The following is a 14880-nucleotide window of genomic DNA, read 5'->3' on the forward strand; positions in this document are numbered from 1 at the left end:
CCGGGAGGTCGGGGCGGGGCGGCGGCCGGGACCGCCGCCCCGCAGGTCACGACGTGACCGACGTGGTGTAGAACTCCGGCAGGGCGCCGTCGGTGAGCCGGAAGCCCTCGACGCGCTCGGCGGTGACGAAGACCTGGCTGTCGTCGAGGATCGGGACGACGTAGCCCTGGTCGACCAGGTGCTGCTGGGTCTGCGCGAGCAGGTCCTCGCGGGTCGCGTCGTCGACGGCCGGTGTCTGTGCGTCGAGCAGCTCCTGCAGCCGCACGTCGCCGCCCTCGAGCCCCAGCAGGTCCGACCCGTCCTTGCTGTAGTACTGCTGCAGCCCGCGCGACGGGTCGGGGTGCGGCCAGCCGACGCGCAGGAACCCGACCTCGGGGTCCGCGAACGCGGTCGACCAGTACGTCGAGTAGTCCAGCTCGTGCAGCGTGAGGTCGACGCCCGCCTCCTTGAGCTGCTGCTGGACCGCCTGGAACAGGCTCTTGGCCGTGTTGTCGTACACGTCGATGTAGGTCTTGACCGTCAGACGCCGGCCGTCCTTGGTGCGGTACCCGTCGGCGTCCCGCTGCGCGAAGCCGGCCTCGTCGAGCAGGGCGGCGGCCTCGTCGGGGTCGAAGCCGACGTCGTCGGACAGGTCGGTGTAGCCGAACGTGCCGGGCGCGAGCACGGACGTCGCCGGGCTCCAGCTGTCGGTGTACAGCGTGTCGACGATCGTGTCGCGGTCGACGAGGCGCTGCAGCGCGCGCCGGACGCGGACGTCGTCGAGGAACGGTGCCGACCCGCGCAGGAACCACTGGTTCGACAGACCGACGCCCGTCCCCGCGACGATCTCGAAACCGGCGTCGACGAGGCCCTTCTCCTCGCTGGGCTGCACGTACCGGATGATGTCGCCCTCGCCGGCACGCAGCGTGCCCAGCCGGACGCTGTCCTCGAGGACGGGGATCACCACGACCTTCGCGAGGTACGCCTCGCCCTGGTTGGGCGAGCTCGGCGGCGCCCACGCGTAGCCGTCGCGGCGGACCAGCACGATCTCCTTGCCGTACTCCTCGGACTCCACGACGAACGGCCCGGACCCGATGAGGTTGACGAACCTCTGCTGCTCCTCCTTCGGTGCGTCGATCGTGGCGTCGGCGACGAGTCCCGACGCCCAGCCGGTGAGCACGTTGAGGAACGGCGCGTACGGGGTCTCGAGGGTGACGACCACGGTGCGCGACGCGTCGTCCGCCTGGGCGCTCAGCGCCTTCGGGAACTGCGGGTTGGCGGTGGTGCCCTTGTCCGGGTCGCCCGCCGACTGCCACTCGAGGTTGCGTGCGACGCTCGTCGCGTCCACCGCGGTGCCGTCGCTGTAGGTGACGCCGTCGCGGACGACGAACGTGTACGTCAGCCCGTCCGGCGCGACCTCCCAGCTCTCCGCGACCCACGGCTCGAGCTCACCGGTCTCGGCGTTGCGGTAGACGAGCCGGTCGGTGATGTTCTGCTGCAGCGCGCGGGTCTGCCAGGTACCGGACTCCTGCACCTGCGCCGAGACCGGGATCTCGGCATCGAGGTACGTCAGCGTGCCGCCGTCATCGGGCTCGCCGCTGCCGGTCGCCGCCGTCGCGCAGCCCGTCAGGGCGAGGGCGAGGGCGGTCAGGGTGGTGGCGACGACATGTCGTCTGATCACGGGGTGTCTCCCAGAGGTGTGTCGACGGGCGTGGGGCCCGAGGGGCCAGGACGGGGTGGCGGGCGGAGCCGCAGGTCAGGGCGCCTCGTGGCGGCGCGCCCACGGGAACGGGTCGGTGCCGTTGAGGTACCAGTCGCCGACGAGCGCGGCCTTGTACGGCACCGGGTTGTGCGACGTGAGCGTGCGGGCGTTACGCCAGTGCCGGTCGAGCTGGGTGTGGCGCTCCACGGCCGACGAGCCGAGGGCGTCGAACAGGTCGGTGCCGGCCCGCAGGGCGGCGTCGGCGGCGACGATCTGCGCCTCCCACGTCGCGACGGCCGCGTCGCGCAGCGGCTCGGGCGTGACGGGCACCCGCCCGGCCTCGTCGGTCCGCACGTCGGCCGCCGCCGGGTCCGCCGCGAGCCGTGCCAGACCCGCGTCGATCGCGTCGGCGGCCGCGAGCACGACGGCACGCGCGGCCGCGCCGTGCGCGGCGACACGCCCCACGACCTCCTGCACGATCGCGTCCTCGCGGGGGGCCGCCGCGAGGCCCTGCGGGTAGTTCCGCACGCGCCGGCGGACCGCGACGGTCGCGTCGTCACGTGCCGCGAGCGCGACGCCCGCGAGCGCGGTCAGCAGGACGAGCTGGAAGACGATCTCCTGGTGCGGCGACCGCCCCCCGTCGCGGTACAGCGCGTCGGGTACGACCGGCACGCCGTCCAGCACGGTGGTACCGCTGCCGGTCAGCCGCTGGCCGATGCCGTCCCAGTCGTCGTGCAGCGTCACCCCCGCGTCGTGCGCGTCGACGACCACGAGCACGTCGCCGTCGGCGGTGTCCTTGCCGGTCACCGTGATCCAGTCCGCGTACACGCTGCCGGTGCTGTAGTACTTCGTACCCGTGACGGTCGCCGGGGCGGTGGTGTCGTCGACGCGCGTCGGGACCGCCTGCTCACCGGGAGCCGGGGCCTTCTGCGACCACGCGCCGCCGACGACCTGCCCGGCGGCGATGCGGGCGATCCACCGCTCGCCACCGGGTGCGTCGCGGTGCCACAGCCGGTCCTCGACGAACGCGACGTGGTTGCGCCACACCTGCGGGTGGTTGGCGTCGGCGCGGCCCAGCTCGATCAGCAGCTCGGCGAGCTCGCGCACGCTCAGGCCCGCGCCGCCGTCGGCGACCGGCAGCCGCACGGCCCCGAACCCGGCGTCAGCCAGCAGCCGGACCTCGTCGTGGGGCAGCTCACGCGTGCGGTCCCGCTCGCGGGACCGCTCCGCGATGGTCGCGAGGACGGGCGCGAGGTGCTCGCGGACGGCCGCGAGGCCCGCGGGCAGGCCCGTGGCCGGCAGTCCGATGTCGGTGGTCGTGATGCTCATCGGGCACTCCCCAGGACGAGGTCGGTGGCGGGCCGCGTGCCGCCGAGTCCGCGGCCGCCGCGGTAGGCCGCGGCGGGGTGGGTCTGCGGCAGGCGGTCGTGCGTGCCGGTCAGGCGACGCCGGAGCGTCTCGCCCGGGACGTAGCTCTCGCGCAGCCGCCCGCGCCGCCGCAGCTCGGGGACGACGAACTCGACGAAGTCGCGTGCGGTGTCGAACGAGTGGTACTGCCGCAGGTTGATGCCGTCGATGCCGACCTCGTCGAGCCAGCGCTCGATCTCGTCGGCGACGGCCGTCGGTGTGCCGGCCGCGAAGAAGTCGCGCTCCATCTGCTCGGAGGCGGACGCCGCGAAGTCCCCGACGGTGCTGTCCAGGGCTGTCGGCGGCACCGCGTCCTGCGGCGCTCCCTCCCGCTCGAGCGCCTCGCGCACCGTGATGTCCTGCGGATGGGCGGTGGGGTCGAAGCGCAGGCCCGCGTGCACGAACCGGCCGACCACGCTGCGGTGCTCGCGGTACTGCGCGAGCTTGCGCTCCACGTCCGCGTCCGTCCGCCCGACGACGACCGCGGCCTGCACGATGACCTTGAGATCATCGGCCGCCCGGCCGGCGGCGACCGCGGCCTGGCGGAACTGTGCGAGCAGCGCGCCGAACGCGCCGGCCCGCGCGCCCGTGAACACGACCTCGGCGTGCCGCGCGGCCTGCGCGATGCCCGCGGGTGACGCCGTGGCCTGGAAGAGGACGGGGGTGCGCTGCGGCGAGGGCTCCGACAGGTGCGGTCCGGCGACGGCGAAGTGCTCGCCGACGTGGTCGATGTACCGCACCTTCTCGGGGTCGGTGTAGACGCCGCCGGCGGCGTCACGGACCACCGCGTCGTCGTCCCACGAGCCTTCCCACAGCTTGTAGAGGACGGTGAGGTACTCCTCGGCGATCGCGAAGCGGGTGTCGTGCTCGATCTCGTCCGCGAGGCCGAAGTTGCGGGCCGCGTTGGGCAGGTAGGAGGTCACGACGTTCCAGCCGATGCGACCGGCGGTCAGGTGGTCGAGGGTGCTCATGCGACGGGCGAAGGCGAACGGCGGCTCGTAGCTGGTCGACGCCGTCACCCCGAACCCGAGGTGGTCGGTCACGGCCGCCATCGCCGGCACGACGAGCATCGGGTCGTTGTTCGGGATCTGCAGGCCCTCGCGCAGCGCGTCGGCGGGGCCCCCGCGGAACACGTCGTACGCGCCGACGACGTCCGCGAGGAAGACCGCGTCGAACCCGCCGTCCTCGAGGATGCGCGCGAGCTCGGTCCAGTACCGGATGTCGGTGTAGCGGTGCCGGTTGTTGCCGGGCAGGCGCCACAGCCCGTGGGTGATGTGGCTGACGCAGTTCATCTCGAACAGGTTGAGGATCAGGCGCTTGGGGAGGGCGGCAGGGGGCGTGATGGTGTGCTCCAGGGGACGTCGGGCGCGGTCGGGGCGCCAGCGGGGGGTGTGCTCGTCCGGCAGCCGCAGCCCAGGCGGGGCCTGCGCAGGGTGGGACGAGGGGACGTGCGGGGGCGACGTCAGGCCGTCGCGCGGCGCGGCTGCGCCGGACACGACCGGGCGCCGCGGACGCACGCCGGACAGGCGTGCGCGGCCACCGGGAGGTGGCGCTGGGCGCACGCCGACCCGGTGGGGCGGCGGCTGGGGGTCGTGGTCACGCGACGGACGCTAGGCATCACCGCGGCGCGGCGTCCAACAACGATCGGTGATGACCGGCCATCAGACCCCGTCGTCATGGGCATCCGCCCGACACCGCGTCCATAAAATGAGACTGATCTGGTCAACATTTGGCCACGCACCTAGATTCGGCCCATGGCGGACACCCTCGACCTCGGGCAGCTGCGCAGCCTCGTGGCCGTCGCCACCTGTGGCGGCGTCGGCCGCGCAGCAGCAGCGCTGCACCTGAGCCAGCCCGCCGTCAGCCAGCACGTGCGTCTGCTCGAGCGCCGGCTGCAGCGCGCCCTCCTCGTGCGAGACGCCCGCGGCGCACGGCTCACCGCCGCCGGGCAGCAGCTCGTCGAGGAGGCTCGGCGCATCCTCGCCGTGCACGACGAGGCCCTCGCGCGACTCTCGGCGGCGACGCCGGCGCCGCTGGTAGTCGGCTGCGCGGAGGCGGCGGCCGAGCAGGTGCTCCCCGCCGTCCTGGCGTCGCTGCGTGCCGCGTGGCCGGACCGTCGTGTGCGGTTCCTGGTCGACCGGTCGGCCTCGCTCGCCGCCGGGGTCGCCAGGGGCACGGTCGACCTCGCCGTCGTGCTCGGGGCCTCGGGCGATGCACCCGGGCGGCTCGTCGGCCGGCTCCCGCTGCGGTGGTACGCCCACGAGCACGCCGCGCCCGACGACGGAGGCGTCGTGCAGGTCGTCGCCTACACCGAGCCGTGCGCGCTGCGGACCCGCGCCCTCGCCGAGCTCGCCGATGCCGGCCGACGCGCGGAGGTCTCGACCGAGTCGACGAGCCTCGAGGGCGTCGTGGCGGCGGCCCGTGCGGGACTCGGCGTCGCGGCCCTGCCCGGTGCGGGGGCCCCGCGCGCGGGGCTCGTGGAGCGCCTCGACCTCCCCTCGCTGGGCGTGGTGGGGATCCACCTGGCGACGCGTCGAGGGCTCGATCTCGACGTGGAGGCGGCAGCCCTCGGCGCGCTCGAGCGCGGAGGTGAGGTCGCGACGGACGTGGCCCCAGCACGGCATCCAGCCATCACGCTCACCGCACCCTGACGCGCGGTCCGACGCCCCGCGTCACCTCGTCAGGTCATGCAACATGAGCATATGCGATATGACCGCTATGGCCGATAGAATCTGCTCATGCCGTCCGTCGTGCAGCTCCGCCTCCTCGTCGCGGTCGTCGAGCACGCGTCGTTCACGGACGCCGCGATCGCGCTCGGGGTGAGCCAGTCGGGCGTCTCGCACGCGATCGCCACCCTCGAGAAGGAGTCGGGCGGACGCCTCGTCGAGCGCGACGCCCCGGTACGCCCCACTCCCCTCGGCCAGCGCCTGCTGCCCCACGCGCGCGCCACCCTCGCCTCCGTCGACGCGTACACCGCGGAGAGCGCGGCCTCCCGGCACGTCGGCACCGTGCGGCTCGCCGCCGTCCCCACCGTCTGCCAGGGCCTCATGCCGGCCCTGCTGCACCACTGGGCGCCGCGCCTGCCCGACATCCGCGTCCAGGTCTTCGAGGGCGACGACGAGGAGCTGCCCGTCTGGCTCGAGAGCGGGACCGTCGACGCCGCGGTGCTGGTCGACCCGACGCCCTTCCCGCAGGGCGCGCGGCTCGTCGCCCGCGACGACTTCCGGGCCGTCGTGCGCCGCGACCACCCGCTCGCCGAGGAGCCCGTGATCGCCCTGGCCGAGCTGCACGAGGACGGTCTGCTCGTCTCCGCCGGGGGGTGCGAGGCGCAGGTCCGCAAGATGCACGCCGACGTGGCCCTGCCGTTCGCCCCCGCCCAGCGCGTCCGCGAGCTCGCGACGATGATGCGGATGGTCGCCGAGGGCATCGGGGTGTCGATCATGCCGGCGCTCGGGGGCGCGATGCTGCCCGCCGAGCTCACCATGCGGCCCCTGACGCCCGTCCTGACGCGCGAGCTCGTCATCACCGGGCCCCTGCAACGGCCCTGGCACCCCCTCGTGCACGCCGTCATCGACGCGACCGACGTCGACCCGGTGGACGCGACGTCGGGCGCGGCGAGCATCGCCCGGTAGTCCCGGGCCCCACGACGACGCCCGCCGCACCCGCCGATCGAGCAAGGCGGTGCGGCGGGCGTCCTGTGTGGTCAGCTCCCGAGACGCTCCTCCGCGGCGATCGCGTCGGCGATCGCCTGGTCGAGCCGGGTCTGCGCCTCGCCGTACGCGGCGAAGTCGTTGTCCGCGAGGGCAGCCTGACCGTCCGCGATCGCCTGCCGGGCCCGCTGCAGCGCCTCGTCCAGCGCCGCGCGCGCGTCCGGGTTCTCCGGGGCCACGGCCCCGTCGGTGGGCTCGGCCGTCGGCTCGCCCGTGGGATCCGCCGTCGGTCCGGCCGTCGGATCGTCGGTCGCACCGTCCGCCGGGTCCTCGGTGACCGGATCGGTCCCGGCGTCGCCCGCGTCGGCACCGGAGTCGCCCCCGAACACCTGGTCGAGCGCGCCGTCCAGCGTCTCGGCGAACCCGATCTCGTCACCGAACGACACCAGCACCCGCTGCAGCAGCGGGAACGTCGTGCCGCTGGCCGCCTGGACGTACACGGGCTGCACGTACAGCAGGCCCCCGCCGACGGGCAGCGTGAGCAGGTTGCCGCGCCGCACGGTCGAGTCCCCACGCTGCAGGATGTTCAGCTCGCCCGAGACCGTGGAGTCGGCCGTGAAGTTCGCGCTCGCCTGCCCCGGCCCGGGCACCGTGGCATCACGGGCCAGCTCCAGCAGGCGCATCTTGCCGTAGTCCTCGGAGACCTCGCCGGGGGTGTTCCCCGCCTCGGCGTCGACCGCGAGATACCCCGTCAGCACGTTGCGTGCGTTCGAGCCCGTCGGGATGAACGTCGACATCAGCGAGAACGTGGCCTCGTCCTCCCCCGGCATCTGCAGCGTGAGGTAGTACGGCGGCTGCGGCACGTCGACGCTGGTCACCGTCGGGTCGGCCGGGTTCTGCCAGAAGTCGTTGCCGGAGAAGAACTCGGCCGCGTTGGTCACGTGGTACTGGCCGAGCAGGGCCCGCTGCACCTTGAACAGGTCCTCGGGGTAGCGGATGTGGCTCATCAGGTCGCCCGAGATCTCGGACATCGGCTTCAGCGACGTGGGGAAGACCTTGGTCCACGCCTGCAGGATCGGGTCCTCCGTGTCCCACGCGTACAGCTCGACCGACCCGTCGTACGCGTCCACCGTCGCCTTCACGGAGTTGCGGATGTAGTTGACCTGCTTGGGCAGCAGCGCCTGGACCGTGCTGCTGCGCTCCGTCAGCGAGTCGGTCGTCGCGTCCTCGAGGGAACGCACCGCCGCGTACGGGTACTGGTCCGACGTCGTGTAGCCGTCGATGATCCACTTGACGCGACCGTCGACCACGGCCGGGTACACCCGCCCGTCCAGGTCGAGGTACGGCGCGACCTTCGCGACGCGCTCGCGCGGCTGCCGGTCGTACAGGATCTGGGAGTTCTCGTTCACGCGCTCGGAGAACAGGATCTGCTCGTCGCCGAACTTCAGGGCGTACAGCGCCTTGTGCCACAGCCCCCCGATCGACGGACCCGCGGAGTCCTCCTGCGTCGGGAAGCGGAACGGCACCGAGCCGGTCCCCGTGTTGTCGTCCGGGTAGTCGAACTCCCAGCCGTCCGTGCCGTCGGCTGCACCCACGATCGAGTACTCCGGCGACTGCTGACCGAAGTAGATGCGCGGCTCGTACTCGCCGAGCGCACCCTCCGACGGGATGCCGCCCTCCCAGAACGCGGGTGCGCCACGCGCGCCGCGCGTGTTGCCGTAGGCGGCGACCACACCGAAGCCGTGCGTGTACACGGTCGTGTCGTTGGTCCAGTTGCGCTGGGCGTCGTTCAGCCCGGCCAGGTCGAGCTCGCGGACCGCGATGACCGTGTCGCGGCTCTCGCCGTCGATCGTGTAGCGGTCCACCGACAGCGAGTCGGGGAAGTTGTAGAACCCGCGGATCTGCTGCAGCTGCTTGAACGACGGCGAGACGATGTTCGGGTCGAGCAGACGGATCGACGCGGTCGTCTCCGCGTTCTCGCGCAGCGCACCCGGCTCTGCCGTGACCTTGGCGTCGTACTCGCTCGTCTCGACGTCCTCGAGGCCGTACGCCGTCAACGTCGCCTCGATGTTGCGCTGGATGTACTCCGACTCCGCGTCCTGCTGGTTCGGCTGCACCTGGAAGCGCTGGACGATCGCCGGGTAGACACCGCCGACCACGATCGCCGCGACGACCATGAGGCCCACGCCGATCGCCGGCAGGCGCCAGTTGCCCGTGACCGCGGCTGCGACGAACGCCCCCGCCACGACGACCGCGGCGACCGCGAGGATCGCCTTGGACGGGATGACGGCGTTCACGTCGGTGAAGCCCGCGCCCTGCCAGCGCTGCTCACCGGTCTGCTGCTTGGTGAGGATCGAGTACCGGTCGAGCCAGTAGTTGGCGGCGATGAGCAGCAGCACGAGCGCACCGAGCACCGACAGGTGGACGCGGGCCGCGCGCGTCGTGCGCGGAGCGCCGGCACCGCCACCGACCCGCAGGCCCCCGTACAGGTAGTGCGTGGCCACCGCGGCGACCGTGGAGAGCACCAGCACGGCCATCAGGAACGACGTGACGAACCGCAGACCGGGCAGCGTGAACAGGTAGAAACCCAGGTCGACGCCCCACTGCGGGTCCGTGACGCCGACATCCCCGCCGTTGATCCACAGCTGCACGGTCGTCCACTGCTGGGACGCGGCGCCGCCCGCGAACAGGCCCAGCACCACGGGACCGACGATCAGCACCAGGCGGCGCAGCGGCTCGATGGCCTCGCGGTACTGGTCGAGGTTCGCCTGCTCCTGCGTCGAAGGCGCGTACACCGGACGCGCGCGGTACGCGAAGCTCAGCGAGAAGCCCACGCTCGCGGCCATGACCACGAAGCCGAGGACGAACAGCAGGCCGCGGGTGACCCACTCGGTCCGCAGCACCTCCGTGTAACCGAGCTGCGAGAACCACAGCACCTCGGTCCAGACCTGCGCGAGCAGCAGCAGCAGGACGGCGAGCACGCCGAGCGTGATCAAGGTCGGGACCAGCGGACCGCGGCGGCGCGGCGCGACAGGTCGGGGGCGGGGCGGGGAGGCGAAGGTCACGGCGTGGCGGTCCTCGTCGGTCGGCGGGCGACGGGCGCACAGCGCGCCCACCAGGCGAACGGACCCGGCGCGTCACAGGTTCCCACACGGGTGCGACCATGGGCGCGTGAGCACGTCACCCACCCCGCAGCCGACCGCCGACGACCCCTCCCCCGAGGCCCGCGCCCACCGCGCGCTGGCCGACGCGGTCCGGGAGATCGAGCACCACGTGGCCGCCGCCGGCTGGGACGCCCCCGTGCGGCTCTTCGCCCTGGTGCGCACGCAGGACGCGCTCGCCGCCGAGCCCGGACTCGCCGACCAGCTCACCCCCGAGGTGCTCGCTGCTGCCCGCGCCGACGACCAGCACCTGACGTCCGTCGAGCAGGAGGGCGTGCCCGCCGCCGACGACCTCGAACGCCTGCTCGGTGGGCTGACCTGGCCGTCGACCGTGCACGGCGCTGCCGTGACCGTCGAGCGCGTCATGCTGCCGCCGGGTGCCGAGGAGGACCTGCCGACCGACCACGACGCCGCGCTCGCCGCGCTCCTCGCGCACCCCCAGCGGCAGGACGTGCGGCTCGCCGTCGGGGTGCTGCGGAGCGGGCCGGCGTGGTGCGCCGTGCGCACCCGTGCGCACGACAGCGACGACGCCGTCGGCCAGGGACCGGACCTCGTGCCCGGCCTCGTCGAGGCGGTGCGCGCGACGCTGGGGTGACCCGCGCCGCCGCGCCGGTCAGTCCGCCGTGCAGGTGGGCAGGTCGTCCGCGGTGCCCGCACCGATCGCGGTCATGGCCTCGCGCGCCTCGTGCAGCGTCGCGATCTCGACCACGCGCAGGCCGTCCGGCACGTGCCCGACCACCTCCTCGCAGTTGCCGGCCGGTGCCAGGAACCACGTCGCGCCGTCCCGCACCGCCCCGAAGAGCTTCTGCCGGATCCCCCCGATGGGACCGACCGCACCCGTGACGTCGATCGTGCCGGTCCCCGCGATGACCTGCCCCGCGGCCTCGTCCTCCGGCGTCAGCAGGTCCACGATGCCCAGGGCGAACATCGTGCCCGCGCTCGGTCCGCCGATGCCGTCGATGCTGATGCTCACGTCCAGCGGCATGTCGAACGACGGGTCGATGAAGACGCCGATCTGCGCGCCGCCGTCCTCCCGCTCCCCCGTCACGACCGGCACCTCGAGCGCACGCGAGTGCCGCGTGACCGTCAGCGTCACGGTGTCCCCCGGCACGACCTCCTCGAGCCGCTCGACGAGCAGCTGGTAGTCGGGCAGCGCGACACCGTCCAGGGCCGTGAGCACGTCGCCCTCCTCGAGCTTGCCCTCGGCGTCCGTGCCCTCGACGGTCCCCGCGACGACCAGCGTCGCCGGCACCTCGTACCCGAGCTCGGTCAGCGCGGCGACGCTCGCGTTCTCGTACGACGAGACCATCTGCCCCGCGTTCGACTCGTCGATCTCCTCCTGCGTGAGGTCCTGCGGGTAGACCTCCTCGACGGGCCGGACGAGCGAGGACGGGGAGAACCAGCCCTGCAGCACGTTGAGCGCGTACGCCGGGTACCCCGGACCCCCGGTGCCGGAGATCGTCGTCAGGAGCAGCTCACCCGTCGAGGGGAAGGTCTCCGCCCCGTCGACCTCGATGAGCGGCGTGCCGTCGACCTCGCCCAGCACGTCCTTGGTGGGCCCGGGCCCGTTGACCGCGTACGGCGCCGGCACGACGGCGAGGATGCCCACGAGCACCGACACGGCGAGCATCCCGAACGACAGGACGAGCGCGCGGGGCGTCGGGCGCGGACGCTCGAACCCGTCGGGCTCACCCTCGGGGGACTCCTCGAGCTCGTCGGCGGGCCGGGAGGCGACGGAGAGGACGGGGTCGTCGGCGGGGACGGAGTGGGCGGGCGCGGCAGCGTCGGCGGGCGCGGAGTGGGCGGGCGCGGCAGCGTCGGCGGGCGCGGAGCCGTCGTGGACCTCGGTGCCGAGGGTGGGGGTGGTGACGTCGTCGGGGACGGCGTCGGCCTGCGCGACGTCCGCCGCCGGGCCGTCGGCCGCGGCACCACCCTCGACCGGCTCGACCTCGACGTCCGGCTCTTCGTTCAGGTCTGGCTCGGCGTTCAGGTCCGGCTCGACGAGCACGTCCGGCCGGTCCTCGCCCTCGTCCTCGACCGCGTCGTCGGCGGGATCGAGCACGGTCGCAGCATCCGCGTCCAGCGGCGGCGTGCCCGCGACCCCGTCGGACGTCGCCCGGGCCTCGGGCGCGTCGGTCTCACCCGGACCCGGGTCGTCGGCGGGGTCGGGCGTCGGCGTGTCGTCGAGCACGTGGACGATCATCCCTCACCTCCGCGTCGCTGCCGCGCAGCACGCGTGTGCGCCGTGAGCGAACCCGGGCCACCTGCCCGCCGGACCCCGCCGCGGCGCGGCTACCGTGGAGATCCCCCGGCCAGCCAGGAGGCCCGCATGAGCCCCGACGTCCCCGCCGACGGTCCCGACGGGACCGGCCCGCAGCAGTGGGAGCAGATGCTGCGCGCGATGCTCGGCCCCGCAGCCGACGACGCCATCCGTGAGATGCGCGCGATGGGCGTGGATCCCGCGGCCATGGCCGCGGCGTCGGGCCTGCCGACCGACCCCGTGGCGCTGCAGCAGGCGCTCGCCCAGGTCCAGCGCATGCTCGCCACCTCCGGCGACCAGCCCGTGAACTGGCAGATGGCGCACGACCTCGCCCGGCAGCAGGCGGCCGCCGGCGGTGACCCGACCCTGTCCCCGGCGCGGGTCAAGGAGGTCCGCGACGCGCTGTCCGTCGCCGAGCTGTGGCTCGACGCGGCGACCGACCTGCCCCCCGCGCCCGGGCCCGTCCAGGCCTGGAGCCGCGCCGAGTGGGTCGAGGCGACCCTGCCGACGTGGCGCACCCTCACCGAACCCGTCGCGACGTCCCTCGCGGCCGCCCTGGCGGGCGCGATCGGACCCGCGCTCGGCGAGATCGGAGCCGCGTTCCCCGGCGGCATGCCGGCCGGGCCCGGCGCGGGCGACCCCGCCCAGATGCTGCGCGGGCTCGGGTCCGCGGTGTTCGGCCTGCAGGTCGGGCAGGCCGCGGGGACGCTCGCACGGGAGGCCTTCGGCACCACGGACATCGGGCTGCCGCTGCTGGAGCACCCCGCGCCGGCGCTCGTCGCCGCCAACGTCGACGCGTTCGCCGAGGGTCTCGACGCGCCCGTCGAGGAGGTCCGGCTCTACCTCGCGCTGCGCGAGGCGGCGGCGAGCCGGCTGTTCGCGCACGTGCCGTGGCTCCGCGCGCACCTGCTCGACGCCGTGGCGGAGTACGCGCGCGGCATCGCGATCGACGTCGAGCACCTCGAGGAGGCGGTCTCCTCGATCGACCCGACCGACCCGGCGGCGCTGCAGGCGGCCCTGTCCGGGGGCGTGTTCGCCCCGCAGACGACGCCCGCGCAGCAGGCCGCGCTCGCCCGCCTCGAGCACGCCCTCGCGCTGGTCGAGGGCTGGGTCGACGAGGTCGCGACGACCGCCGCCACCCCGCACCTGCCGCACGCCGTGCCGCTGCGCGAGATGGTGCGCCGTCGCCGCGCCGCCGGGGGGCCGGCCGAGCAGACGTTCGCGAGCCTCGTCGGCCTCGAGCTGCGACCTCGTCGGCTGCGCGACGCGGCGACCGTGTGGGCGCACCTCACGGCCACCCACGACGTGGCCGGGCGCGACGCCGTCTGGACCCACCCGGACCTCGTGCCGACGTCGCAGGACCTGGACGACCCCGCCGGGTACGACGCGCGCCGGCAGGCCGAGGTCGACGGCTCCGTCGACCTCGACCGGGCGCTCGCGCAGATCCTGGACGACGCCGAGGGCACGACCGACGAGGGGACGACGGGCACCCCGGCCGCCTGACCGCCGCGGACGGGGTCGGGCTCAGTCCGCGGCCGGCCGGTCGCCCGCGGGCGTCTCGTCGATGGCGGTCGCGAGGTCGCCCGCGTCGCCGCGCGATCCCACGTCCGGGTCGTCGTCGGCCGGCTCGTCGGGCAGCTCGCCGTCGTGCCCGTCGCGCGTGAACGCGCACCCCTCGAGGAAGCCGCGGGCGCGCTGCGTGTGCGGGTAGGTCGCCAGCTCCGCCCAGAACGCCTCGCCGTGCCCCGGCTGCAGCAGGTGCGTCAGCTCGTGCAGCAGCACGTAGTCGAGCACCCACCGTGGCATCCCCTGGACCCGGTCGGAGATGCGGATGGTCCCCTCCGACGGGGTGCACGACCCCCAGCGGCGGCCCTGGTTCGACGACCACCGCACGCTCGTGGGCACCGCGCGTCCGCCCAGGTACCGGCGGGACAGCTCGGTCGCCCGTGCGACCAGCTGGACGTCCGACGGGCGGCGCCGGCGCTCCTGGGCGGCGAGCCGGTCGACCATCCGGCCCACCCACTCCCGCTCCTGGGCGCGGGTGAACCGGGCGGGGATCGCGACGATCGTCCGGCCGCCCTCACGCCACGCGCTCACGGTCCGGGCGCGACGCCGCGACCGGCGCACCTCGACGACCGGGCCGGCGTCGAGGGCGTCCTGCGGCGCGCCCGCAGGGTCGCCGTCGCGGCGTGCAGGACCGCGCGGCGTCGCATCACGCGATGTCGGCACCCTCGCACGCTAGCGCGCGCAGCATCACGGGGTGCGGACGACACCCCTGTTCACCCTCTCTCGTGGCGCGCCGCGGCCCGCCGCACGCCTGTCCGATCCGCTCCAGGACTACTGTGTGAGCGCACGGAGGCCGTCATGGTCCCTGCCCCGGGCGCGATGCCACCGCCCGGTGAGGAGCACGAGGAGGGACCACATGGCCGAGACCTGGGCGGGCGAGTTCTACTGCGTCAAGTGCAAGGAGAAGCGGGAGACGGAGGGCGAGGTCGTCGTCTCCGAGTCCGGCCGCCGCATGGCCAAGGGCACGTGCCCGGTGTGCGGGACCAAGCTCAACCGGATCCTCGGCAAGGCCTGACGCCCCGGACCGACCTGGCGACGGCCCCGGCCGGGACCAGCCACGAGGGCACCGTCGCGCGCGACGGTGCCCTCGTCATGTCCGGCGACGCCGTCGGCGCCGCCGCGGCGGCGCGGGCCTGTGGACGACGCCGCACACCC

11 protein-coding genes are annotated in these 14880 nt (G+C 74.2%); 5 read left to right on the forward strand and 6 right to left on the reverse strand.

Features of this window, described 5'->3' with window-relative positions; translation table 11 throughout:
* Positions 1–46: 46 nt before the first annotated feature.
* From OKX07_RS13225 to OKX07_RS13235, 3 genes are all read right to left on the reverse strand, one after another.
* Positions 47–1660, reverse strand: a complete 1614-nt coding sequence (locus OKX07_RS13225) for an ABC transporter substrate-binding protein (RefSeq protein ID WP_265628528.1) — start codon at positions 1658–1660, stop codon at positions 47–49.
* 75 nt (positions 1661–1735) lie between these two features.
* Positions 1736–3010: an acyl-CoA dehydrogenase family protein gene (locus OKX07_RS13230; RefSeq protein WP_265628529.1), complete on the reverse strand. Its 1275-nt coding sequence runs from the start codon at positions 3008–3010 to the stop codon at positions 1736–1738.
* On the reverse strand, positions 3007–4584 hold the full coding sequence (locus tag OKX07_RS13235) for an NtaA/DmoA family FMN-dependent monooxygenase (RefSeq protein ID WP_265628530.1): 1578 nt from the start codon (positions 4582–4584) through the stop codon (positions 3007–3009). Before OKX07_RS13235 ends, OKX07_RS13230 begins: the two co-directional genes overlap by 4 nt.
* A 258-nt stretch (positions 4585–4842) precedes the next feature.
* On the opposite strand from OKX07_RS13235, the gene OKX07_RS13240 reads away from it, so the two are divergent.
* Both OKX07_RS13240 and OKX07_RS13245 read left to right on the forward strand, forming a co-directional pair.
* Positions 4843–5739 carry a LysR family transcriptional regulator gene (locus tag OKX07_RS13240; RefSeq protein ID WP_265628531.1) on the forward strand — a complete coding sequence of 299 codons (897 nt, stop codon included), beginning with the start codon at positions 4843–4845 and terminating at the stop codon, positions 5737–5739.
* An 87-nt stretch (positions 5740–5826) separates the two neighbouring features.
* The gene (locus OKX07_RS13245) at positions 5827–6720 is read left to right on the forward strand and encodes a LysR family transcriptional regulator (protein WP_265628532.1); all 894 of its coding nucleotides are present in this window, start codon (positions 5827–5829) and stop codon (positions 6718–6720) included.
* 71 nt (positions 6721–6791) lie between these two features.
* Here the strand turns inward: OKX07_RS13245 and OKX07_RS13250 are convergent, their stop codons facing one another.
* Positions 6792–9803 (reverse strand): UPF0182 family protein, encoded by a 3012-nt coding sequence (locus tag OKX07_RS13250; protein ID WP_265628533.1) that lies wholly within the window; start codon positions 9801–9803, stop codon positions 6792–6794.
* Between the two features lie 106 nt (positions 9804–9909).
* On the opposite strand from OKX07_RS13250, the gene OKX07_RS13255 reads away from it, so the two are divergent.
* Positions 9910–10494, forward strand: a complete 585-nt coding sequence (locus OKX07_RS13255; RefSeq protein WP_265628534.1) for a PPA1309 family protein — start codon at positions 9910–9912, stop codon at positions 10492–10494.
* A gap of 18 nt (positions 10495–10512) precedes the next feature.
* On the opposite strand, the gene OKX07_RS13260 is transcribed toward OKX07_RS13255, so the two are convergent.
* Positions 10513–12102, reverse strand: a complete 1590-nt coding sequence (locus OKX07_RS13260; RefSeq protein ID WP_265628535.1) for a PDZ domain-containing protein — start codon at positions 12100–12102, stop codon at positions 10513–10515.
* 126 nt (positions 12103–12228) lie between these two features.
* Between OKX07_RS13260 and OKX07_RS13265 the strand changes: the two genes are divergently transcribed.
* Positions 12229–13662 carry a zinc-dependent metalloprotease gene (locus OKX07_RS13265; RefSeq protein ID WP_265628536.1) on the forward strand — a complete coding sequence of 478 codons (1434 nt, stop codon included), beginning with the start codon at positions 12229–12231 and terminating at the stop codon, positions 13660–13662.
* 21 nt (positions 13663–13683) lie between these two features.
* On the opposite strand, the gene OKX07_RS13270 is transcribed toward OKX07_RS13265, so the two are convergent.
* On the reverse strand, positions 13684–14388 hold the full coding sequence (locus OKX07_RS13270; protein ID WP_416220787.1) for a M48 family metallopeptidase: 705 nt from the start codon (positions 14386–14388) through the stop codon (positions 13684–13686).
* Between the two features lie 193 nt (positions 14389–14581).
* Here OKX07_RS13270 and OKX07_RS13275 point away from each other — a divergent pair, with 193 nt between their 5' ends.
* Positions 14582–14740: a DUF5679 domain-containing protein gene (locus OKX07_RS13275; protein ID WP_135973665.1), complete on the forward strand. Its 159-nt coding sequence runs from the start codon at positions 14582–14584 to the stop codon at positions 14738–14740.
* The last annotated feature ends 140 nt before the right edge of the window (positions 14741–14880 follow it).

Source organism: Cellulomonas sp. S1-8 (genome assembly GCF_026184235.1).
Taxonomy (GTDB): Bacteria; Actinomycetota; Actinomycetes; order Actinomycetales; family Cellulomonadaceae; genus Cellulomonas.